Annotated in this window: 21 protein-coding genes; 4 read left to right on the top strand and 17 right to left on the bottom strand. The window is 75.8% G+C overall.

The window, feature by feature from the left end; translation table 11 throughout:
* Positions 1–20: 20 nt before the first annotated feature.
* Positions 21–1,298 (bottom strand): cellulase-like family protein, encoded by a 1,278-nt coding sequence (locus EJA20_RS02465; RefSeq protein ID WP_129336592.1) that lies wholly within the window; start codon positions 1,296–1,298, stop codon positions 21–23.
* Between the two features lie 252 nt (positions 1,299–1,550).
* On the opposite strand from EJA20_RS02465, the gene EJA20_RS02460 reads away from it, so the two are divergent.
* Positions 1,551–1,850: a DUF4287 domain-containing protein gene (locus tag EJA20_RS02460; protein ID WP_129336591.1), complete on the top strand. Its 300-nt coding sequence runs from the start codon at positions 1,551–1,553 to the stop codon at positions 1,848–1,850.
* A 14-nt stretch (positions 1,851–1,864) separates the two neighbouring features.
* Here the strand turns inward: EJA20_RS02460 and EJA20_RS02455 are convergent, their stop codons facing one another.
* The 4 genes from EJA20_RS02455 to EJA20_RS02440 all read right to left on the bottom strand — a co-directional run bounded on the left by EJA20_RS02455 (position 1,865) and on the right by EJA20_RS02440 (position 6,872).
* Positions 1,865–2,785, bottom strand: coding sequence for a carbohydrate ABC transporter permease (locus EJA20_RS02455; RefSeq protein WP_420836396.1), 921 nt, complete (start codon positions 2,783–2,785; stop codon positions 1,865–1,867).
* Positions 2,782–3,717 (bottom strand): carbohydrate ABC transporter permease, encoded by a 936-nt coding sequence (locus EJA20_RS02450; RefSeq protein WP_129336590.1) that lies wholly within the window; start codon positions 3,715–3,717, stop codon positions 2,782–2,784. Before EJA20_RS02450 ends, EJA20_RS02455 begins: the two co-directional genes overlap by 4 nt.
* Positions 3,718–3,805: 88 nt before the next feature.
* On the bottom strand, positions 3,806–5,182 hold the full coding sequence (locus EJA20_RS02445; RefSeq protein ID WP_129336589.1) for an ABC transporter substrate-binding protein: 1,377 nt from the start codon (positions 5,180–5,182) through the stop codon (positions 3,806–3,808).
* A 139-nt stretch (positions 5,183–5,321) separates the two neighbouring features.
* Positions 5,322–6,872 carry a glycosyltransferase family 39 protein gene (locus tag EJA20_RS02440; RefSeq protein WP_129336588.1) on the bottom strand — a complete coding sequence of 517 codons (1,551 nt, stop codon included), beginning with the start codon at positions 6,870–6,872 and terminating at the stop codon, positions 5,322–5,324.
* A gap of 136 nt (positions 6,873–7,008) precedes the next feature.
* On the opposite strand from EJA20_RS02440, the gene EJA20_RS02435 reads away from it, so the two are divergent.
* Positions 7,009–7,887, top strand: a complete 879-nt coding sequence (locus tag EJA20_RS02435) for a class I SAM-dependent methyltransferase (RefSeq protein WP_129336587.1) — start codon at positions 7,009–7,011, stop codon at positions 7,885–7,887.
* Between the two features lie 30 nt (positions 7,888–7,917).
* Here the strand turns inward: EJA20_RS02435 and EJA20_RS02430 are convergent, their stop codons facing one another.
* From EJA20_RS02430 to EJA20_RS02420, 3 genes are all read right to left on the bottom strand, one after another.
* Entirely contained in the window at positions 7,918–8,598 is a 681-nt protein-coding gene (locus EJA20_RS02430) for a hypothetical protein (RefSeq protein WP_129336586.1), read from the bottom strand.
* A gap of 96 nt (positions 8,599–8,694) precedes the next feature.
* Positions 8,695–10,185 carry a mannitol dehydrogenase family protein gene (locus tag EJA20_RS02425; protein ID WP_129336585.1) on the bottom strand — a complete coding sequence of 497 codons (1,491 nt, stop codon included), beginning with the start codon at positions 10,183–10,185 and terminating at the stop codon, positions 8,695–8,697.
* 81 nt (positions 10,186–10,266) lie between these two features.
* Positions 10,267–10,965, bottom strand: coding sequence for a nucleoside/nucleotide kinase family protein (locus EJA20_RS02420; protein ID WP_240674914.1), 699 nt, complete (start codon positions 10,963–10,965; stop codon positions 10,267–10,269).
* 238 nt (positions 10,966–11,203) lie between these two features.
* Between EJA20_RS02420 and EJA20_RS02415 the strand changes: the two genes are divergently transcribed.
* Both EJA20_RS02415 and EJA20_RS02410 read left to right on the top strand, forming a co-directional pair.
* Complete coding sequence (locus EJA20_RS02415) at positions 11,204–11,932, top strand: SDR family oxidoreductase (RefSeq protein ID WP_129336583.1); 729 nt, start codon at positions 11,204–11,206, stop codon at positions 11,930–11,932.
* A gap of 62 nt (positions 11,933–11,994) precedes the next feature.
* Entirely contained in the window at positions 11,995–12,969 is a 975-nt protein-coding gene (locus tag EJA20_RS02410) for a LacI family DNA-binding transcriptional regulator (protein ID WP_240674918.1), read from the top strand.
* Between the two features lie 121 nt (positions 12,970–13,090).
* On the opposite strand, the gene EJA20_RS02405 is transcribed toward EJA20_RS02410, so the two are convergent.
* From EJA20_RS02405 to EJA20_RS02365, 9 genes are all read right to left on the bottom strand, one after another.
* Entirely contained in the window at positions 13,091–13,993 is a 903-nt protein-coding gene (locus tag EJA20_RS02405; RefSeq protein WP_129336581.1) for a tagatose-bisphosphate aldolase, read from the bottom strand.
* Between the two features lie 118 nt (positions 13,994–14,111).
* On the bottom strand, positions 14,112–15,476 hold the full coding sequence (locus tag EJA20_RS02400; RefSeq protein ID WP_129336580.1) for an FGGY-family carbohydrate kinase: 1,365 nt from the start codon (positions 15,474–15,476) through the stop codon (positions 14,112–14,114).
* Positions 15,477–15,665: 189 nt separating this feature from the next.
* Positions 15,666–16,670, bottom strand: coding sequence for an ABC transporter substrate-binding protein (locus EJA20_RS02395; protein ID WP_129336579.1), 1,005 nt, complete (start codon positions 16,668–16,670; stop codon positions 15,666–15,668).
* Positions 16,671–17,783, bottom strand: a complete 1,113-nt coding sequence (locus EJA20_RS02390; protein ID WP_129336578.1) for an ABC transporter permease — start codon at positions 17,781–17,783, stop codon at positions 16,671–16,673.
* On the bottom strand, positions 17,780–18,547 hold the full coding sequence (locus EJA20_RS02385) for an ATP-binding cassette domain-containing protein (protein ID WP_129336577.1): 768 nt from the start codon (positions 18,545–18,547) through the stop codon (positions 17,780–17,782). Before EJA20_RS02385 ends, EJA20_RS02390 begins: the two co-directional genes overlap by 4 nt.
* Positions 18,548–18,683: 136 nt before the next feature.
* Positions 18,684–19,697: a LacI family DNA-binding transcriptional regulator gene (locus tag EJA20_RS02380; RefSeq protein ID WP_164983805.1), complete on the bottom strand. Its 1,014-nt coding sequence runs from the start codon at positions 19,695–19,697 to the stop codon at positions 18,684–18,686.
* A 260-nt stretch (positions 19,698–19,957) separates the two neighbouring features.
* Positions 19,958–20,512 carry a P-loop nucleotide/nucleoside kinase family protein gene (locus tag EJA20_RS02375; RefSeq protein ID WP_164983804.1) on the bottom strand — a complete coding sequence of 185 codons (555 nt, stop codon included), beginning with the start codon at positions 20,510–20,512 and terminating at the stop codon, positions 19,958–19,960.
* A 65-nt stretch (positions 20,513–20,577) separates the two neighbouring features.
* On the bottom strand, positions 20,578–21,219 hold the full coding sequence (locus EJA20_RS19285; protein WP_129336574.1) for a DivIVA domain-containing protein: 642 nt from the start codon (positions 21,217–21,219) through the stop codon (positions 20,578–20,580).
* A 316-nt stretch (positions 21,220–21,535) separates the two neighbouring features.
* Positions 21,536–22,348 carry a DNA polymerase beta superfamily protein gene (locus EJA20_RS02365; RefSeq protein ID WP_129336573.1) on the bottom strand — a complete coding sequence of 271 codons (813 nt, stop codon included), beginning with the start codon at positions 22,346–22,348 and terminating at the stop codon, positions 21,536–21,538.
* Positions 22,349–22,384: the final 36 nt, after the last annotated feature.

Below are 22,384 nucleotides of genomic sequence, written 5' to 3'. Positions count from 1 at the left end.
CCGGCCCGACGGTCCGTCCGTCAGGCGGACGTGACCAGCGCGTTCACCCGCCGCTGCCACGCGACGTCCGCCCACAGGGGGTGGTGCGGCGCGGCGTTGGAGGTCGGCACCACGCCCCACGCCCCCAGCCTCAGCGCGCGCCGCACGCCGCGCTCGGCCAGCGCCCGCCCGACGGGCCCCTCCTCGAACGTCCCGTGCAGCGGGGTGTACCCGATCCAGCCCTCGCCCACGACGAACGGCACCCCCTGCCGGCGCGCCCACGCGGCGACCGCGCCCAGGCGCGCGTCGATCGCCTCCTCCATGGCCCGGCGGTGCTCGCCGTAGTGCTCGTAGAGCCACAGGTCCCAGCGGTCGGGGTCGATCCAGTCGTACCCGTGGACCATCTGCCCGGTGATGACGGTGGCCTCGAACCGCCAGGGCTCGGGACGGCCGTAGGCCTCCGGCGTCGGGGCGTCGTCGCGCAGCAGCGCCCGCAGGGCGGCGTTGGGGAAGCCCTCCGTGCCCTCCGCGCGGATGTCGATCCGCGCCTGGAGGGCGTCGAGGACGCCGTAGGCGTAGACGTGGTGCTGCGCGACGTCGAGTCCGGTTCCCAGCGACGCCATGTCCAGGTGCGGCGGCTTGCCCCAGCTCGCGGTGACGAGGTGCTGCGGGTGCCGGCCCCGCAGCCGCGCCAGCGCCGCCGCGCCGCCCTCGTCCCACGCCGGCACCAGGGAGAAGTCGACCTCGTTGTGCAGCTCGACGAACGCCACGACGACGTCGAGCCCGGCGCTCCGCACGTCGACGAGGAGCCGGTCCCACGCGTCCGCGAGCACGTCGTACCGCTGCGCCACGGGCACCGCGTCCATGGCCCGCCACCACCGCTCGTCGGCGGCGAAGGCGCTGGACTGCTGGTACTCCCACGACGAGAGGACGACGACGAGCCCGTGCCGCCGCGCCGCCGCCAGCAGCTCCAGGAGCCGCTCCCGCACGTCGAGCGCGTAGCCGCCGGGCGCGTCGTACCAGCGCGTGCCGCGGCCGTAGACCCCGCCGTCGGGCGCGGTCCCGAGCCCGGAGAACGCCACCCGCGGGTCGAGGCCGAGCACCCCGGAGGTGAGCAGCGGCGCCGCGCAGATCCGCAGGGCGGTGTACCCGCGCTCCACGGCCTCCGCGCAGGCGGCCTCAGGGTCGGCGAAGGGCTCGCCCTCGCCGGCGCGGGTGTACCAGGAGAAGTCCCAGAGGGTGATCGCCAGGCGGCGGCGCAGGTGCGGCGGGATCCGGTCCGCGCCGAGCAGGGTCGACGGCGTCGTCGCAGGGGGCATGGGCCGAGGCTAGGAGGACGCCCGCCGGGGCGGCCATGGTCGGTCGGCGTGCACCTCTGGACGGATCGACGGTCGGCCGATGAGTGCGGCCCGCCCACCGGGTCAGAGGGTGCGGCGCAGCAGCACGCCCCCGCACGTCACCGCACGTCACCGCACGTCACCGCACCGACCGCACCGATCCGCGCCGATCCGCGCCGATCCGCGCCGATCCGCGCCGATCCGCGCCGACACCCACCGACCCGGAGGACCCGCATGTCGTTCCAGGCCTACCTCGACACCGTCGAGGACCGCACCGGCCGCACCCCGCGCGAGCTGCTCGACCTCGCCCGCGAGCGCGGCCTCGACCAGCCGGGCGCGAAGGCGGGCGACGTCGTCGCCTGGTTCAAGGACGACTACGGGCTGGGCCGCGGGCACGCCATGGCGTTCTGGCACGTCCTGACGAAGGGCCCGACCATCGCGGAGAAGCACGTCGGCACGGACGGCACCCACCGCGACGCGACCACGGAGCTGTGGCTCGACGGGAGGGCGACGAGGCCCGTCCCCGTCGGCTGAGGCCGGGCCCGTGCTCAGCCCTTCGTCGCCCCTGCCGTCAGGCCCGCGCGCCAGAACCGCTGCAGGCCGAGCATGACCCCGGCCAGGAGGACGGCGGACACGGCGGACCCGGTGACGACGAGCTGGTAGAACACCGGGTCGCGCTGGGTCTGCGAGTTCCAGAGCGTCAGCCCGAGGGTGACGGGGAACCGCGTGGGGTCGCTGAGCATCACCAGCGGCAGCAGGTAGTTGTTCCAGATCGCGACGAACTGGAAGAGGAACACCGTCACGAGGGCGGGCGTCATCATGCGCGCGGCGATCGTCAGCGCGATGCGCACGTCCCCGGCGCCGTCGAGCCGCGCGGCCTCGATGATCTCGTCGGGCACGCCGCTGGAGGCGTAGATGCGCGCGAGGTAGACGCCGAACGGGCTGACCATGCCCGGCAGCAGCACGCTCCACACCGAGCCCGTGAGCCCGACGGTGTTGAGCAGGAAGTACATGGGCAGCGCCACCACCGTCGGCGGCACGAGCACCCCGCCGAGCACGAGCCCGAAGAGCGCCTCCCGGCCGCGGAACGGGTACTTCGCCAGGGCGTAGCCGGCGCCGCCGGCGAGGAACGTCGCCGCCAGCGCGCCCACGCCCGCGTACAGCAGGCTGTTGAGCAGCCACCGCCCGAAGGCGTTCCCGTCCTGCGTGAAGAGCAGCCGCAGGTTCTCGCCGAGCTGCGGGGAGTCCGACAGCCAGAAGCCGGAGGTGCCGAACAGGTCGCCGGCCGACTTCGTCGAGGACAGGAGCACCCACGCGACGGGCACGAGGAAGTAGATCGCGGCGACGACGAGCGCCAGCGGCACGAGGACGCGGCCGACGGACGGGCGCCCGCGCGGGCCGGCGGGCGGACGGGGCCGGCGCAGGGCGCGCGGGGCGAGGGCGCGGTCGGGCGCCGGGGCGGCGGTCACCACGCGCGGTTCCCCTTCCGGTTGACGAGGCGCAGGAAGCCGAAGGAGAAGACGAACGCGACGAGCGCGAGCACCACGGCCATGGCGGCGGCGGTGTTCGAGTCGTTGCCCGCGAACGCCGCGTTGTAGGCGGCGAGGTTCGGCGTGAACGTGGAGGAGATGGCGCTGGTGAGGGGGCGCAGCACGAGCGGCTCGACGAAGAGCTGGAGGGTGCCGATGATCGTGAACACCGTGACGAGCACGACCGTCGGCCGCAGCAGCGGCAGCGTGATGTGCCGGATGATCGCCAGGTCGCCCGCGCCGTCGAGCCGCGCCGCCTCGTACAGGTCCCCGGAGATGGACTGCAGGGACGCGACGAGGATGAGCATGTTGTAGCCGGCGAAGCTCCACAGCGCGATGTTCGCGATGGACAGCAGCACGGAGCCGGAGGCCAGCGGCGTCACGGTGAGCCCCAGGCGGTCCAGCCCCTGGAGGATCGGGCTCGTCGAGGGCACGTAGAGGAAGCCCCACAGCAGCGAGGCGACGACGCCGGGCACCCCGTAGGGCAGGAAGAAGACCGCGCGGAAGAGCCGCGGCCACCGTGCCCTGCCGGACTCGAGCAGCAGCGCCAGCGTCAGGGAGACGCCGACCATGAGCGGCACCTCGATGGCCGAGAAGACCAGCACCCGCCCCAGGCTCGCGACGAAGTCCCCGGACGAGAGCACCTGGAGGTAGTTGCCCAGCCCGACGAAGCTGCGCGTCGGCGGCCCGAGCCCGAGGCCGCTGGACCGCACGGCGAACAGGCTCTGCACCACGGCGTAGACGATGGGGGCGACGAAGAACGCGACGAAGAACAGCGTGAACGGCAGCACGAGGACCGCGAGCGGGCCGCGGTGCCGGGTGCGGCTGCGTCGTGCCGCGGCCGGCGCGGCGGTGCGGGCGGTGGTGGTCATGCGGTCCCTCCCGGGGGCGGGCCCGGCGGCAGGCCCCGCAGCGTCCGGTGGACGTGCGCGGGCGGCCTGCCGCCGGGCCCGGTGGTGCTCAGGACGTGACGTTGATGCCCTTGGCGTCGAGGGCGGCGACCATGTCCTCCTCCGTCGCGGCGAAGGCGTCGACGAGCGGGGTGCCCCCGTCGACGGAGGCCTTCACGTTGTCCGTCAGCGAGGAGTAGAGCGTCGAGACGAGCGGCGGCCACTTCCACGAGGTGTCGACGTTGGCGTCGGCCACGGCGAACGTGTCGTAGATGTTCTGGCCGCCGAAGAAGGCGAACGTGTCGGGGTCGTCCTGCAGGCTCTCGATGGCCGAGTGGTCCGCGACCGCGGGCCAGCCGGCGCCCACGCTGTTGAGGATGCTGACGCTCGCCGGGTCGCTGTTGAGCCAGAGCGCGAACTCGGCGGCCTCGGCCACGTGCGCCGACCCCTGGAGCACGACGTTGGCGGACCCGCCGCCCCAGCTCGCGGACACGTGCTCCCCCGCGGTCCACTGCGGCATCTCCGCGGCGGCCCAGGTGCCGGCCGTGTCGGGCGCGTTGCCCTCGAGGATGGCCGCGGCCCACGAGCCGCTCATCCAGCTGACGACGTTCCCGGCCTGGAGGTCGGCGTACCACTCGTTCGACAGGTCGGGCTCGACCTTGACGAGGTCCTCGTCGACGAGCCGCTGCCAGAACTCCGCCATCCGCTGCGTGTCCGGGTCGGTCAGGTCGACCTTCCAGGAGTCGCCCTCGACGGTGAACCACTGGGCGCCCGACTGCTGGGCGAGCGCGATGAGCCAGGGCGCCTGGTTGTAGGCGAAGGCGGCGATGTAGCGGTCGGGCGACGAGGCGCGGATGGCCTTCGCCGCCGCGTAGTACTCGTCCCAGGTGGTGGGCGCCGCGAGGCCGAGCTCGTCGAAGACGTCCTTGCGGTAGAACTGCCCGACGGGCCCGGAGGCCTGGGGCACGGCGTGGACGCGGTCGGCGAAGACGCCCGACTGCCACTGCCAGGCCGTGAAGTCGCCCTCGGCGTCGCCGACGTGGTCCGTGATGTCCGCGAGCGCGCCGGCCGTCATGAAGTCGGGCAGCGAGTCGTAGCCGACCTGCGCCACGTCCGCCGGGTTCCCGGCCTGCACCGCCGACAGCATCTTGGCGTAGCCGCCGTCGGGGCCGGCCGTGATGGTCTCGAGCGTGACCTCGATGTCGTCGTGCGCCGCGTTGAAGGCGTCCACGGCCTGGTCGATGTTCGGCACCCAGGACTGGTAGATCAGCTCGACGGGCGCGCCGGACGCGGCACCGGTGTCGTCGCTGCCTCCGCCGGAGGACGACGAGGAGGAGTCGCCGCCGCCCGAGCAGGCGGTCAGCGCGAGGCCCAGCGCGAGCGTGGTGGCGGTGACGGCGAGGGTGCGCCGCCGGCGGCGACCCGGGGGGTTCAGGGGGTGGGACATGCGGCGCTCCTTCGCGACGAGGCGGCGGGAGACCTCTCCGACCGCCCCTGCGACGCTAGGCACGCCCCGCCGCGCGGCCCATGGCGGTCCTGCGCGCATGCCTGGACGAATCGACGCGCGGTCGCCGCCGCGGCGCCCGTCAGGCCGCGAGCCGGCGCACCCTCGGCCAGACCTCCGCCCAGGTGCCGGCCGGCCCGGAGCACACGGCGACCGGACGGCCGCGCTCCTCGTTGTCCACGCCCGCGGCGTTGTCCAGCGTCGCGACCGTCCGGCACCCCCGCGCCCAGGCCGGCACCTCCCGGAACCCGACGAGCACGACGGGCCCGGCCGGCGCGTCGGGCGGCGGCCCCCAGGCGGCGTACCCGTTGTGGCCGCTGTGGACCGGCACGTCGATCCCGTACCACTCCAGCGCCCCGGCCTCGCCGTAGTTGGCCGTCACGACCAGCACGGCGCCCGAGTCGTCGACGACCTCCCGCACCGTCGCGACCACCTCGGGCCAGCCGATCATCTGCCCGCCCTCCTCGACCACGTCGTGCAGCACGGACGTGCCGTAGACGCCGGCCGGCAGGAGCGGGAGCGCCGCCGGCCACGCGACGGCCGCCACCGCGGCGAGCACGACGCCCGCCCGCCGCACCCGCCGCGCGGGCCACCGGGCCTCGAGCCCGACGGCCCCGAGAGCGACGAGCGCGGGCACCACGCCGACGAGGTAGTAGGCCTTGCCACCGGTCGTCGCGTAGAGCACGACGAGCGCGGCAGCCGCCACGACGACCGGCCGCGCGCGCACGAGGCCCGGGTCCCGCCAGGGCCGGGTCGCGCCCCACCCGACGAGCACCGTCGCCGCCGGGCTGAGGAGCACGAGCAGCAGCGCCACGAAGAGCCCCCGCTCCCCCGCCGTCCCGAACTCCTCCTGGATGTCGGCGGCGAGCGCCCGCTGCGGCCAGCCGTGCGCCGCCTGCCACGCCAGGTTCGGCGCCCACAGCGCGAGCGCCACGGCCGCCCCCGCCCAGGCCCACGGGGACCGGAGGTGGTGCCGGGTCCCGCGCGTCGTCGCCACGCCCAGGACGAGGGCCGCGAGGAGCAGCGCGACGAGGTGCTTGTTGAGCAGCCCGACCCCCGCCACGACCCCCACGAGGGGCCACAGCCGGGGCGCGTCGCGCCGGAGCACCCGCACGACGAGCCCCACGAGGAGCGCCTGCAGGAGCATGTCGGTCGTCGCGGTCGAGAGCATGTGGCCGAGGACGAGCGGCGTCGCGCCGGTGGCGACCGTGACGGCGGTGATCACCTGCGCCGCCCGTCCCCCGCCGAGCTCGCGGGCCGTCAGGGCGGCCACGAGCACGACGCCCGCCGCCAGCAGGGCGGCCACCGCGTGCAGCGCGACGAGCGAGCCCGGCGCGAGCACGTCCGCGACCCGGGCCAGCAGGGGCGTCAGCGGCGGCTGGTCGGGGTACCCCCAGGCGAGCCGCCGCCCGGCCGCGACGAAGTAGAGCTCGTCCCGGTGCGGCCCGTACCGCCCCGCGAGCGCCAGCAGCACGACGAGAGGCACGCCGGCGACCGCCAGGACCGGCCCGACGGCCAGGGGCGGGACCCCGCCGGGGCGTGCTGGGAGGGGGGTCCCGGGCCGCGCGCCGCCGCCCGGTGCCGGGCGCTCCCCCACGGGCGCGGAGTGGGGCTCACGGTCGGCTCCGGGCATGCCCGAGCGTCCCACCCGGGCCGGGGGACGTCACGCACCGCCGGACGGACGCGCGCGGTCGCGACCGGCGCGACCGGCGCCACCGGCGGGGGTCATCGGGGACGGGGCGGGACGCCGGCGCTGCTAGCGTCCGCGCGTGCCCGACGACGAGTACCTCGAGGTCAACCGCCGGAACTGGGACAGCCGGGCGGTGGTGCACGCGCGCGCCGGCTACGGCGCCGACCGGCTGCTGGCCGACCCCGCGCACCTGTCGTCCGTGGTGCGGTTCGACCTCCCGCGGCTCGGCGACCTCACCGGGCTCGACGTGGTCCACCTCCAGTGCCACCTCGGCACGGACACCCTGAGCCTCGCGCGCCTGGGTGCCCGTGCGGTGGGCGTCGACCTCTCCGGCGCCTCCCTGGCCGCGGCCCGCGACCTGGCCGCCCGGGCCGGCGCGGCGATCGAGTACGTGCAGTCCGACGTCTACGCCGCCCCGGAGGCGCTCGGCGGGCGACGGTTCGACCTCGTCTACACCGGCATCGGCGCGCTGTGCTGGCTGCCGAGCATCGACCGGTGGGCGCGGACCGTGGCGGCGCTGCTGCGCCCCGGCGGCCGGCTCGTCGTGCGGGACGGCCACCCCGTCCTCAACGCGGCGATCGCGATGACCGTCCGCGACGAGCACGCCGACCGCGCGCAGCAACCCGCGATCACCGGGCCCGGCGGCCTCACGCCCGCGCTCGAGCTGTCCTACTTCGAGCGGCCGGAGGCGACCGTCTGGGAGGACGAGCACACGTACGGCAGCGACGAGCGGGTCGAGCAGCCGCGCTCCATGGAGTGGAACCACGGCCTCGGCGAGATCGTCACCGCCGTCCTCGACGCCGGCCTGGAGCTGACCTCCCTGACCGAGCACGACAGCGCCCCCTGGGACCCGCTGCCGGGCCTCATGGTCCTCGACGGGGCGCTCGAGGAGTACCGCCTGCGGGACCGGCCCGAGCGCCTCCCGGCCACCTTCACGCTCACGGCCCGCCGGCGCTGACGGCTCGAGCCCGGGGGTGCGGCGCGCCGTTCACGGCGGCGGCCGGCGGACGCGTCCGCGCGCGCTGAGGGCGAGGTACGCCTCGCCGCGGGGGCTGAGGGCGTAGCCGACCGCGAAGCTCTCGGTCAGGCCCAGGGCCTTGAGCTTGCGGACGTCGATCTTGAAGGCGTCGCGCTCGCGTCCGAGCTCGGCGGCCAGGTCCGGGGCCCGCACGTGGGGACGCCGGGCGACGAGGTCCAGCGTCGCCGCGGTCCACGGGCCGTCCGCCGCCGCGCGGTCCAGCCGGTCGAGACGGGCGTCGAGGCGCCGCACCTCGTCGTCGGAGAGGTCCGCGGCCCGCCGCAGCTCGACGCGGGGGTCGGGCCCGGCCCACGCGAGCCCCACGCGGAACACCGGCCAGGCCGCGACGCCGCCGGCGTCCTCGTCCGGCTGGGCTGCCCGGCCGTACCGCGCCGACCGCCGGCGCCGGGCGACGACGTCGGGGTCGAGGAGGGTGCGCAGCGCGTCCGCGTCGGTCAGCCCGGCGGCGCGCGCGTCCTCGTCGGTCAGGGCGGCCGGGTCCTCGACGAGGTCCACCGAGGTCACCTCGACCACGCCTGCCGGCGTCACGAACCGCGAGCCGGGCCGGACGCCCGGCCGCCGCCACCGCCGGAACGCGAGGTGCACGGCACCGGCGGCGACACCGGCGGCGACCCCGGGCGGCAGCAGCACGGCACGAGCGTGCCGCACGCGCCGGGCCGCCGCCAGGCCCGCCTTCCCCCACCGAGGACGGGCGCCGGACGACGGGCGCCGGCGCGGCGCCGCCGGTCAGGGCGTGGCGCCCGCCGCGACCTCGGCGAGGACGGCCCGGGCGCCCCGGTCGACGAGGGCCGCCCGGGCCCGCAGGTAGGGCTCGACGAGACGCAGCTCGTCCCCGAGGTCGCCGAAGACGGGACGCAGCCGCAGGAGGGCGCCGGGGGAGGCGGCCTCCCCCGCGACCGCCTCGAGCAGCGCCGGGTGCCGCCGGTCGGGGGCCGCGTCCTCCAGCCCCGCGGCGGCCCGCTCCAGGCGCACGCCCCACGCCGCGATCACGAGCGCCGCCACCTCGACGGAGCCGCCGGCGGCGAGCCGGTCGCGCACCACGGGCAGGAGGAACTTGGGGATGCGGTCGGAGGCGTCGACGACCTGGCGGTCGAGGGTGTCGCGGACGGCCTCGCTCGAGAACCGGGCGACGAGGCTGTCGCAGTACGCCCCCAGGTCGGTCCCCGGCACCTCGCCGAGCGTCGGGACGGCCTCCTCCTCCCAGTAGCGGCGCAGCACGCCGCGGAAGGTCGGGTCGCTGCAGACGTCGTGCACCCAGGTCCAGCCGGCCAGCAGGCCCAGGTGGCCCACGGCCTGGTGCCCCGCGTTGAGCAGCCGCAGCTTCATCCGCTCGAACGGCTCGACGTCCTCGACGACCTGCACGCCGACCGCGGCCAGGTCGGGGCGGCCGGCGGTGAACCGGTCCTCGAGCACCCACTGCCGGAAGCTCTCCGACCGGACGGGCCACACGTCCTCGACGCCCCGGCGCTCGGCGAGGTCCGCCGCGACGGCGGGCGTCGGCACGGGCGTGATCCGGTCGACCATGGAGGACGGGAACGCCACCTCGGCGGCGATCCAGTCGGCCAGGGCCGGGTCGGACGCGCGGACGAACGAGGTCAGCGCGGTGCGCGCGACGTGCCCGTTGCCCTGGATGTTGTCGCACGACATCACCGTGAACGGCACGACGCCGGCGGCCCGGCGCCGCCGCAGCCCCTCGGCCAGGAACCCCAGGGCGCTGCCCGGGGCGAGCCCGGGCGTGCCGGCCCCCGCCAGGTCGGCGAGCGTGAGCGCGTCCTGGGGGTCGAAGGCGCCCGTGGCGTCGTCGACGCCGTAGCCGCCCTCCGTCACCGTGAGCGAGACGATCCGGGTCGACGGCGCCGCCAGGACCTCGAGCACGGCCTCGGGGTCGTCGGGGGCGAACAGGTACCGCACGAGGCTGCCGACGACCCGCACCGCCTCCGACCCGTCCGGTGCGGTGGTGACCAGCGTGTAGAGCCCGTCCTGCGCGGCGACGGCGTCCCGCACACGGGCGTCCCCGGGCAGCAGCCCCACGCCGCAGACGCCCCAGCCGAGGTCGCCCGAGGCGAGCACGTCGTCGAGGTAGAGGGCCTGGTGGGCGCGGTGGAAGCCGCCGACCCCGAGGTGGACGACGCCCACGCCGACCGCGGCGCGGTCGTACGACGGCACGGCGACGCGGGGGTCCAGGTCGGCGAGCGTGCTCGGCCGGAGCTCGGTCATGGGGGTCCTCTCGAGGGCGGCGGCGGGGCGGGACGTGCGCAGGGAGGGCCCGCGGCGCGCCGGGGCGCCGGCGGGCGCCGGTCAGGCGGGTGCGGCGGGCGGGTCCGCGACGAGCTGCACGACGAGGTCCGCGGCAGCACGGCCCCGGTCGACGACGTCGCCGTTCGGGGCGTCGACGCCGAGCACCCAGGCCCGGGCCGTCGTCGCGTCCTCGCCGTGGCCCGTGCGGCGGGCGACGAGGCGCCGGACCCGCTCCTCGGGCGGCACGTCGAGGTACCAGACCTCGTCGAGCCGGCTGCGGACCGCCTCCCAGCCGTGCTCGTCGTGCAGGAGGTAGTTGCCCTCGGTGACGACGAGCGGCACGTCCGACGGCACCGGCACGGCGCCGGCGATCGCGGCCTCGATCGAGCGGTCGAACAGGGGCGCGTACACGACGCCCTCCGTCGGCCGGCGCAGGCGGTCCAGGAGCGCCACGTACCCGGCGACGTCGAACGTGTCGGGGGCGCCCTTGCGCTCCCGCCGGCCGAGCCCGCGCAGCACCTCGTCGGCCAGGTGGAAGCCGTCCATCCCGACGACGACCGCCCTCTGCGGCAGGGTGCCGGCGAGCGCGGTGCAGAGCGTGGACTTGCCCGCGCCGGGGGCGCCGACGATGCCGAGCAGCGTGCGGGGGCCGCGTGCCGCCAGACCCCGCGCCCGCGCGACGAGGTCCGCGACGGTCGCCCGCACCGGTGCGCCGGGCGCGAGCCCCTCGAACGCGCCCTGCTCGCTGTCGACGTCCACGTCGAGCCCTCCCTGTCGGTCCCCGCGGGTGGCCCGGCGGTGGACGTCCCGGTGCGCGCGACTCTGCGACCCGGGGTGCTGCCCCGACGCTAGGCCCGCCGTGACACCGATGTCAACGGTCGCCATGTCACCGGTGACATGACCGTCCCCGCTGTGGCAGCATCGCCGGGGACACCCCTCCGGCACGGCGGCCGACCGACGTCCGCCCGCGCCCGGGGACGACGAGAGGACGGACGTCATGAGCGACTTCGGCGGCAGGACGGTGCTGGTCACCGGCGCGGGCGGCGGCATCGGCGGGGCGATCGTGCGGCAGCTCGTCGCGGCCGGCGCGGACGTGGTGGCCAGCGGGCGGACGGCGGGGTCGCTCGAGGCGATCGTCGCCGAGACCGGTGTGCGCACCGCGGTCTTCGACCTCACCTCGGAGGACGAGATCGCGGCCGCGATCGGCGACCTCGACCTGTGGGGCGTCGTGAACTGCGGCGGCTTCGGCGGCGAGATCGCCAGCCCGATGGACACGGACATCGCCGTGTTCGACAAGGTCATGGCGATCAACGCGCGCGGCACGCTGCTCGTGACGAAGTACGCCAGCCGCACGATGATCCGCCTGGGCCGGGGCGGCTCCATCGTCAACGTCTCGAGCCAGGCGTCCCTCGTCGCGCTCGAGAGCCACATCTCCTACGGCTCGTCGAAGGCCGCGATGGACAACATCACCCGGGTCAGCGCGCTCGAGCTCGGGAAGTACGGCATCCGCGTCAACAGCGTGCACCCCACCGTCGTCATGACGGAGATGTCGGCGTTCTACTGGGGCCGCCCCGAGATCGAGGGCCCGTTCCTCGCGCAGATGCCGCTGGGCCGCTGGGCCACCCAGGACGAGGTCGCGGCGCCCGTCGTGTTCCTCCTCGGCGACGGCGCCTCCATGATCTCCGGGGCGCACCTGCCGATCGACGGCGGCTACACCGCCCGCTGACGACCGGCCGGGCAGGGCGGGGAGCGGCACGGCCGGGGAGGAGGGGGACGCCCGTGGTGAGCATGCGCGACGTCGCGGCGCGCGCCGGCGTGTCCGGCAAGACGGTCTCGCGGGTGCACACGGGCGACCCGCACGTGGCCCCCGAGACGCGCGCCCGCGTGCAGCGGGCCCTCGACGAGCTCGGCTACCTGCCGAACGCGCTGGCCACGACCTTCCGCGACGGGCGCTCCGCCGTCATCGGCGTCGTCGTCCCCGACGTCGAGGACCCCTTCTTCGCCGCGGTCGTGCAGCAGGTCGACCGCACGGCCGCGGCCGGCGGCATGCTCACGATCGTCGCCGGCACGGGCCAGGACCCCGCCGCCGAGCGGGCGCGCGTGCAGACGCTCCTCAGCCGGCGCCTCGCCGGGCTCGTGCTGGCCCCCGTCTCCGACGACCAGTCCTACCTGCGCCCCTGGGCGCGGTCGACGCCGGTCGTCCTCGTGGACCGGCGCCCCTCGCGCCTGACGGCGGACTCCTTCGCCAGCGACGACGAGCACGGGGCCCACCGGCTGACGGCGCACCTCGTCGAGCACGGGCACCGCGCGGTCGCCTTCCTGGGCGACACCGCCGCGCTGCCGACCACGGCCGCCCGCCTCGCGGGCCACCGCCGCGCGCTGGCCGAGACCGGGCTGCCCGAGCGGCCCGAGCTCGTCGCGATGGAGGGGGCGGACCGCGAGGGTGCGGCCGCCGCCGTCGCCGCCCTGCGCGCGCTGCCGGACCCGCCGACGGCCCTCCTGAGCTCGAACGCCCGCTGCACGATGGCCCTCGCCCCGCTGCTCGCGGACCTGGGCATGGCCGTCGTGTCGTTCGGCGACTTCCCGCTGTCGGACGCGCTCGTGCCGGGCGTGACGGTGCTCGACCAGCACCCGCGCCGGCTCGGCGAGCTCGCCGCCACGCGCGTGCTCGACCGGCTGGCCCACCCCGAGCGCCGCTTCCGGCGCCGGGAGACGGTCCCGGCCACGCTCGTCGAGCGCGCGAGCTGCACCCTCCCGTCCTGACGGGCGGCCCGTCCGCCGGACCCCCTCGTCGGGCCACGGACGCGGAACGGGACCGGGACGGGACGCCGACGGGCGGGCCCGGGCGCCGTGGCGGCCCGGGCCCGCCCGTGGGCGGGGGTCGTCAGGCGACGGCCGCCACGGGGGCGCCGTTCACCGCGTCGCGCAGCTCGGCCAGGCGCGGCTGCGCCCGCTCCGTGAGGAGCCGCTCGCGCTCGGCGGACGTCATCGCGAGGCTGTCCTTCCACAGGGACCGGCCGGCCATGGCGCCGCTCGCGCCGTTCGCCATCGCCGTGCCCACCTGCGCGATGAACGTGGAGTGGTCGACGCCGGCGGAGAGCACGGCCCACGGCACGCCGTCCGCGGCACGGGTCACCGCGGCGCAGGCCTCGGCCGAGCCCGGGAAGGCGAGCTTGAGGACCTTGGCGCCGCAGGCCACGGCCAGGGCGGCCCCGTCGACGACGAGGGACGGGAACGCGGCGGCGAACTCCTCAGGGCTCTCGTCCTCGAGCTTGTAGGTGAGCAGCTCGACGATGTGGAGCAGGCCCTCGGCCTCGCAGGCGGCGATGAGGTCACGCATCTCCTGCGCCACCCGCGAGGAGGCGTCCTGACGGTCGGGGCGCACGTACCAGAGCATCTTGGCGACGCTGCCGCCGAGGTCGCGGACCGTGCGGGGCGTGACGCCGGGCACGAACTGCGTGTGGCGCAGGCCGTCCACGGTCTCGAAGCCGGAGGCGTCCATCCCGACGACGAGCGCCGTCGAGGGGCTGAGGACGTCCTCGTCGACGATCTGCGGGAGGGCGACCTCGGGGTCGAGGAGGATCGCCGGCGCGTGGTTGCCGAGGTGGCGGACGAGGTCGCGCTTGGCGTCGGCGAGCTCGGCGGTGGTGATGGCGCCGGCGCCGTCCGGGTGGCCCATGACGGCCTTCATGCCGTTGCGCTGGTCGCCGGCGACGATGAGCATCGCGCCCTCCGGCGTGCTGATCGAGGCCATGGCGCGTCGCTCGAGCGTGTTCAGCGGGTTCATGTCGGTCTCCAGTCGTCCTGCGGTCGGGTCCTGGGCCCGCCGGTCCGGCGGGTGGTGGGGAGGTGCGGGTGGTCGTGGTGCCCGGGGTGGCCCGGGCCGGCGGGGACGCCCGGAGGCGTCAGCGGTCCGTGCCCGCCAGCGCGGCGGGCAGCAGGCGCGCGGCGAAGAGCGCGGCGCCGTGCGCGGTGTCCTGCGTGCGCGGCGAGACCTCGAGGCCGGGCAGGACGGCGGCGCGCTCCTGCCGGACGGACGCCATGGAGGCCCAGCCGCCCGCGAGCAGCGTCGTGCGCGCCGGGGGGATCTCCCGGTCCATGACGTCGACGAGCCGCCGGATCTCGTCGTTGCCGTGGCGCAGCACCGCGAGGAAGGTCTCGGCCGGGCTGACGCCGTCGGAGCGGACGGTGAGGCGCAGCACGCCGTCGTCGTTGCGGGCGCCGGCCACCTCGAGGCCGCCGGGCTCGAGGCGCGAGCGGCCGCCGAGGGCCTGCACCTCGTCGTCGAGCCGGTCCCGGCCGGTCGCGTCGTGGACGCCGACGAGCTGCAGCACCCGGCGCATGAGCAGCCCGGTCTTCACGCCGGCGACGAGGACGTGCTGGCCCGGCACCACGTGCCGGACGCAGTTGATGAGGGCCTCCCCCAGGCGGGCGCGGGCCGCGAAGGTCAGCGGCTCGTCGACGACCCGCAGGAGCACCTCGGCCGTGCCCATGGACACGTGGTACCGGTCCGCGGCGTCGAGGCCGCCGGCGACGGCGGAGACGAGGTGGTCGTGGCCGGCGACGGTCAGGCGCGCGCCGACGACGGAGGCGGGCACGGCACCGGGGGCCGCCTCCCCCAGGTCGGTGCCGGCGGCGACGGGCTCGGGCAGGAAGCCCTCGTCCACGCCGAGGTGGTCCAGCATGGCCCGCCAGGGGGCGCCGGTGTCCTGGTCGAGGAGCCCGGTGCGCGAGGCCAGGGACAGCTCGCTGACGAGCCGTCCGCCGAGGGCGTGCGCGACGTGCTCGGGCAGGTTGGCCCAGCGGGCGCCGGCCAGCGGCACGCCCTCCGAGCGCAGGTGGAGGATCTTGGCAACGGTCACCTGGACGCCCCAGGGGAGCCCGGTCCGCCCGGGGAACTCGGCGCGCAGCTCGGCGGGGAGGGCGTCGACCTGCTCGGCGCCGCGCGGGTCGAACCACGCCAGGCCGGGGGCCAGGGCCTCGCCGGCCGCGTCGAGCAGGAAGCCCGTCTCCCCCATGCCCGACACGGCGAGGGCACGGATGCGCGGCTCGCGGTCCCCGGCGACGGCCGGCAGCGCCACGTCGACGTCGTCGAGCAGGTCCCGGACGACGGCCATCAGGTCCGCCGCCCGCAGGTCGGTGGTGCCGCCGGGGCCGGCGACCCAGGGGGTGGGTCGCTGGCGGACCAGCACCTCCGTGCCGTCCTCGTCGGCGACCAGGACCTTCACCCCGGTGCTCCCGAGGTCCAGTCCAGCGACCAGCTGTCCCACGTCCGGGCTCCTTCGTCGGGACCGCGTCGGTGGCGGTCGGGGGCGGGCCGTGGCCCGTCGTTCGGTGTCGAGAGGGCCGGTCCTCCGGCCTGGGCGCCGCCCCGCCCGCGTCGGGCAGAGCGGGGCGGCGCCGATCAGGACGGCGCCGTCAGGGCGCCGGGTCGTGCGGAGGGTCCGACCGGTGAGGGGTCAGCACTCGGAGGCGTAGATCGCCGCCTGGCCCTCCTCGGACTCCAGGTTGTCCTTCGTGAGGATCGTGAAGCCCGTCTGGATCTGGGCCTCCGTGGCCTCGCCGTTGATGGCGGCCAGGGCCTGCTCGACGCCCTGGTAGCCGATGTCGTACGGCTGCTGGGCGATGACGGCCTGGACCGTGCCGTCGTTCAGGGCGTCGACCTGGGCGGGGCCGGCGTCGAAGCCGACGACCTGCACCTCGCCGGCCTTGCCGGCCTGCTCGATGCCCGTGGCCGCGCCCTCGGCGCTGAAGATGTTCGTCGCGAAGATCGCCTTGAGGTCCGGGTAGCGCTGGAGCGTCGAGGTGACGATCTGCGCCGCCTGGGCCGGCTGGTTCTGCGCGTACTGCACCCCGACGTACTCGAAGGCGCTGTCCTGCGCCGCCGCGTCCTCGAAGCCCTTGACGCGGGCGTCCGAGGTCGAGATGCCGGGCTGGTTGTCGATGACGAGCACCTGGCCGCCGTCGGGCACGAGCTGCTTGATGGCGTCGAACGCCGCCGCACCGCCGCCGACGTTGTCGGAGGAGATCTCGGACACCGCGAAGGAGGGGTCCTCCACGGTGGTGTCGACGAGCACGATCTCGGCGTTCGCCGAGGCGTCCTCGAGCGGCTTCTGCAGGGCCGTCACGTCGTTCGGGGCGATGAGGATCGCGTCCGGCTCCGTGGCGACGACCGACTGGAGGATCGGCTGCTGCAGCGAGGCGTCGAACTTCTGCGGGCCCTGGACGGTGACGGTGACGCCGCCCAGCTCCTCGGCCGCGGCGCGCACGCCGCACTCCATGGAGATGTAGAAGTTGTCGCCGATCACGCCCTGGATGAAGGTCAGCGCGACATCGCCGTCCTCCCCGGCGGCGGCCTCGGAGGCGGGGCTGCTGCCCTCCGGCGTGCCGGTGGAGCAGGCGGCGAGCCCGAGGGCGAGCGCGAGGGCCGACGCGGGGACGAGGGACTTGCGGGCGGGACGCATCTATGAGTCCTTTCGGGAGTGGCGGAACAGGCGGGCGAGCAGCTCCGGCCGACGCCCGCCGCGGGTCGCGGCGGAACGACGGATCTGGTCCGCGTACACGGCGGAGACGAGGAAGGCACCCACGACGACCTGCTGCCAGTACGGCTCGACGCCGAGGATGACGAAGCCGTTGCGCAGGGTGGCCGGGATGAGGAGGCCGATGACCGTGCCGAACACGGTCCCGATGCCGCCGAAGAGGCTGGTGCCGCCGATGACGACACCGGCGATGACGTCGAGGTTCGTGAGGCTGTTGCCGCCGATGGTCGTCGAGCGGAAGAACGTGAGGTTGAGGATCCCGGCCAGGCCCGCGAGGAGGCCGGCGAGGGCGTAGACCTTGATGATCTGGCCGTCCACGTCGATGCCGACGCGGCGGCAGGCCTCCGCGTTGGAGCCGACGGCGCTCGTGTGCATGCCGAACCGCGTGCGGTTGAGCAGGACGATGCCGATGATCACGACGACCGCCGCGACCACGACGAGGAGCGGCACGCCGAGCACGCTGCCGAAGCCGACGGAGTTCACGAGCACGTCGGGGACGATGCGGCGGTCGATGCCGCCGGTGAGCACCTGGGCGAGGCCGAGGGCCGCGCCGAAGGTGCCCAGCGTGACGATCATGGCGGGGACCTTCGCCTTCGCGACGAGGAACCCGTTGAGCAGCCCCCAGGCGGTGCCGGCGGCCAGCGCGACGACGATCCCGACCACCGCGGAGAGCCAGCCCTGCCCGCCCCCGACGCGCTCCATCACCATGGAGGACACGACGCCGGAGAAGACGAGGACCGAGCCCATCGACAGGTCGATGCCGCCGGTGACGATGATGAACGTGGTGCCCACGCCCAGCACCGCGAGGATCGAGACGCTGATGGCGATGTTCCGGAAGTTCACCGGGTCGAAGAACGAGCCGGGGGCCAGGGCGCTGAAGACGACGACGATCGCCAGCCACACGAGCACGATCTGCAGCGCCTGGGCGCGGACGCCGGCGCGCAGGCGCTCGCCGAGGCCGGGACGCGCCGGCGCCTCGCTGACGGGCACCTTCTGCTCCGGTGCCGGCGTCTCCATGGGGGGTGTCTGGACGCTCATGCCGCCTCCTTCCCGTCCAGCGCGCCGGTCATCGCACCGACGAGCTCCTCGACGCTGCTCTGCTTGGCGTCCACCACCGCGACGCGGCGGCCCTGGCGCATGACGTGCACCCGGTCGGCCACCTCGAGGACGTGCGGCATGGAGTGGCTGATGAGGACGACGCCGACACCCTTGTCGCGGATGCGCTTGACGAGGTCGAGCACGCCCTTCGTCTGGACGACGCCCAGGGCGGCGGTCGGCTCGTCGAGGAAGATCACCTTCTGCGCCCACGCGGCGGCGCGGGCCACCGCGATGGCCTGGCGCTGGCCGCCGGACATGCCGCCGACCGGCCCGTTGTAGTTGCGCACCGTGGCGCCCAGGTCGTCGAACGCCCGCTTGCCGGCGGCCCGCATGAGCGAGCGCTCCATGAAGCCGAGGCGGCCGAGCAGGCCGGGCTTCATGATCTCGCGGCCGAGGTACATGTTCTGGATCGGGTCGAGGTGGTTGGCGAGGGCCAGGTCCTGGAACACCGTCTCCACGCCGCGGTGGCGGGCCTCGGTGGGGTTCGTCAGGGTGATCGGCTCGCCCTCGAAGACGAGCTGGCCGCCGTCGGGCTGCTCCGCCCCCGACAGGATGCGGACCATCGTGGACTTGCCGGCGCCGTTGTCGCCGATGAGCGCGGCGACCTCGCCGGGACGGACGTCGAAGTTCGCGCCCTCGAGGGCGCGCACGCTGCCGTAGCTGCGGTCGACGCCCCGGGCCTCGTAGACGAACTCGGCGCTCATGCGAGCACCTCGACCCGGGCCACGGGCCCCGGTGCGCGCAGCGCCTGCCGGCACCCCGTCGTTGCGGTGGCCATGCTTCCTCCTGTGTCGGTCTCTTCGTCGAGCCCTGCAACCGGGGACGGCTGCCGGTGTGCGGCTAGGGCAGGAGCTCCCCCGAGCCCCGGGCGATGAGCCGCGCCGGGACGATCACGGTGGGGTCCTGCGACGGCTGGTCCCCGGGGGGGGCCAGCCGGGCGAGCATCGCGGCCGCGGCCGCGTCGCCCACCCGTTCCGGCGAGTGGTCGATCACCGTCACGGCGGGCGAGCGGCTCTCCGCCATCGCGAAGTCGCCGATGGCGACCAGCGCGACGTCGGTGCGGCCGCGCTGGTGCAGCGCGGGGACGACACCGAGGGAGAGACGGGTGTTGGTCGAGATGAGCGCCGTGGGCGGCTCGTCCATCCCGAGCAGGGCCGGCACGACGCGCATGACCTCGGCGGGCCCGGGGCAGTCCGTGCGCACGAGCCGCTCGTCGACCGGCAGCCCGGCCTCGGCCATCGCGGCCCGGAAGCCCTCGTGGCGCTGGCGGGTGGTGTCGATGACCGGGGTGTCGCTCAGCAGCGCGATGCGGGTGTGGCCGTGGGCGATGAGGTGCGAGGTGGCCGTGCGGCCGAAGCCCACGTCGTCGGACACGACCGACTGCGACCCGGCCAGCGTCCCGGCGCGGTCGACGAAGACCACGGGGACGTCCCGCATCCGCAGGTCCGCCAGGGTGTCCGGGCCGTTCGGCGCCACGATGACGCCCGCGCAGCGCCGCGAGACGAAGCTCTGCACGAGGTCGCGCTCGCGCACCGGGTCGCGGTTGCTCGAGGCGACGAGCACCCGGTAGCCCGCCGTGTCGAGGGTCGCCTCGATCTGCGCCACGAGCTGGGCGAAGAAGACGTCGCCGATGCTGTCGATGACCACGCCGACGAGGCGGTCCTTGCCGGCCCGCAGCGAGCGCGCGGCCGGGTCGGGCTGGTAGTCGAGGGCCCGCATCGCCTCCATGACCGCGGCCCGGGTGGGGGCGGCGACGGCGGGGTCGTCGTTGAGGACGCGCGAGGCGGTCTTGATGCTGACCGCCGCCATGACGGCGACGTCACGCAGCGTGGGCCCGTTGCCGGTCAGCGACATGCGGACCACCGCCCGGACGCGGCGACGAGGGGCGGCGAGCCGGACGTGGTCACCTGCGGCCGGTCCTGGGAAGGGCTGGCGGTCATCCTCGACACCTCCTCGTGTCATCGATGTCATCGTCGAACGGCACGACTATGCGCGACCGATGACACCGTTGTCAACGCCCATTCCGGACCGAGTTGCGACGGCGTGCGGAACAGGTCCTTCCCGCGGTCGGTCCGTGCGGCGGGAGGGGCGTCCCGGGCCCTGGCAGGGACGGGTCAGGCGAGGGCGGCGCGCAGCGCGTCGGCCTGCTCGGCGGGCTCGGCCGCGGCGTCCACCTCGACGAACGGGACCGCCGGTGCGGCGAGGTCGAGGCCGGCGACCCAGGCGCGGACGTCCGCCAGCTTGGCGGCGTCCCGGGCGGCCCCGCGCCCGACGAGGCGGCGCTCGAGCTCGTCGGGGGCGACCCGCAGCCAGGCGAGCCGGGCGCGACCCCCGGCCGCGGCCATGCGCGCCGCGAGCCGCCCCCAGGCCGCCGCGTCCCGCCGCTCGGTGGTGAAGGGCGCGACGAGCACCACGGGGACGCCGACGCGGAGGCAGTCCTCCGCGACGCGCAGCAGGCACTCGTACCGGGCGTCGCGGGTGGCGGCGGCCAGGCGCGGGTCGGCGTAGTCGTGCACGTCGAGCAGCCCGGCCACGACGTCGACCAGCGGGTTCGTCAACGTGTCCTGGTCGAGCAGCGCGGCGCCGGTCAGCCGCGCGTACGCGGCACCGGTGACGGACTTGCCGGACGCCGGGGCACCCGTGAGGACCACGACGAGGGGCTGCTCCACGGGCGTCACCCTAGCCAGGGACCCGACGCCGCCCGGCGGAGGTGCGCCGCGAGCCCGCACCCGGCTCAGGAGCGCAGCGCGACCACGACGTCGTCGACGAGCGCGTCGACCGCGCCGCGGTCGACGCCGGGCGCCCACCACGTCGGCGTCAGCCGCGTGCGCGCCACCGCGTCGGCGCCGGGCACGGCGCGCAGGCCCCGGGCGTGGAGGTCCAGCGCGTGCGCGGCGGACTGCAGGAGCTCCGTCACCTCCGCCGGGTCGTAGCCCGGCCGGAGCCGGCGCGGCCGGAGATCCCCCAGCGCGGCACGCACGGCGGCGGCGTCCAGGGGCGCGGAGGCGGCCTCGTCGTCGCCGTCGACCGCGTCGAGCCCGTCCACCTCGTCGAGCGCCTCGGCCTCGCTCCCCTCGTCGGCGGACGAGGGCGTGCCCTCGGCACGCTCGGCCTCGTGCACCCGCAGTGCCAGGACGACGCGGTCGAGGAAGTCGTCGACCTCGTCCTGGTCGTACCCCTCGCGGAACTTCGTGGCCTGGAACATGTGGTTGAGCACGTCGTCCGCCGTCAGGCCTGGGACCTCGCCGGCGTCGGCCGCCTCGAGCGCCGCGACCACGAGGTCGAGGAAGTCGTCGACCTCGTCCTGGTCGTACCCCTCGCGGAACTTCGTGGCGTGGAACCGGACGGCACGCACGCCGGCGGCATCGATCTGCATCGTGGACCTCTCGTCGGGACCGGGCGGGCCGGAGGGACCGGCGGGCCGCTCGCGCCGGCCCGGCACCGTCGCCCATCGGCGACCGGCACGCCCCCGTGACCACCGGCCGGACGGTTCACCCGCGCGTCCGCACCCGCGCCGCTCCCGCCGAGCCCTCGACCGCCGCGACGAACGGCCAGCCGGGCGGCGGCGCCGTCCACCTGGCCGCGAACGCCACCAGTGCGAGCGTCTCCGGGCCGGCGACGAGGGCTCGCGGGCGCCCGGGTGCCGTCGCGCACCCGGGCGCTCGAGGGGCGACGGCGGCTCCGGACGCCGCCTATCGGGCCGCGGCCGCCGCCCAGTGCCGCTCGTGCGCGCCGACGAGCCAGGCGTCGATGCGCTCCCGGTCCGGACGCTCGCGCAGCGGCGAGCGGCCGGACCGGATCGCCTCGTCGAGCCGGTCGCGCACCTCGTCGACGCGCCGCAGCGCCTCGTCGAACCCGACCTCACCGCGCTTGACCTCCATGCAGGCCGCGAGCGCGGGCCCGTCGACGGGCAGCGTGAGCCGGCCCTCCGTCACGACCTCCAGCCCCTGGTACCCCAGCCGCAGCGCGTGGCTGGCGTACTTCGTGTCGTAGCCGTGCGCCGCGACGAGCTCGGGGCGGTTCGGCACCCGGGACCGCTGGCCGCCGCCGAGCAGGCGCTCGCGCTGCCCGACGAGGTACCCGAGGAACCGCCGCCCCGCCTCCAGGGAGAGGATCACCGGCGCCAGCTCGCGCAGCTCCGTCCCCAGGGGCGTCTCGACGAGCACGGACCCGGCCGGGGCGAACAGCACCGTGAGGACCGTCGGGTTCCCCGCGACCGCCAGGCGCATGTACTTGCGCAGCGCGTAGACCGTCAGGTCGGTGTCGCCGGGGCCGGACCGCACGCCCTCGGGCTGCGTGCGCGAGACGTAGTGGTGGCTGCTCGGCGCGAGGCCCACGACCTGCTCGCGGGTCTCGACGTACACGCCCATCTCGTCGTGGTCGTCGTGCCCGGCGATGGCCATGCCGTGCACGCCCGAGCCGCAGACCGTCCGCAGGATCTCGTTCGCCAGCGCGACCTCGCGGTCGCCGACGTCGACGGGCGCCCTCTCGTCGAGGGCGGTCATGACCGGCTCCCGGCCTGGTTCTGGTGCGTCATGCCC

This window comes from Cellulomonas endophytica (assembly GCF_004123805.1).
Lineage (GTDB): Bacteria > Actinomycetota > Actinomycetes > Actinomycetales > Cellulomonadaceae > Cellulomonas > Cellulomonas endophytica.
This window is presented reverse-complemented; position numbering and strand designations above follow the sequence as displayed.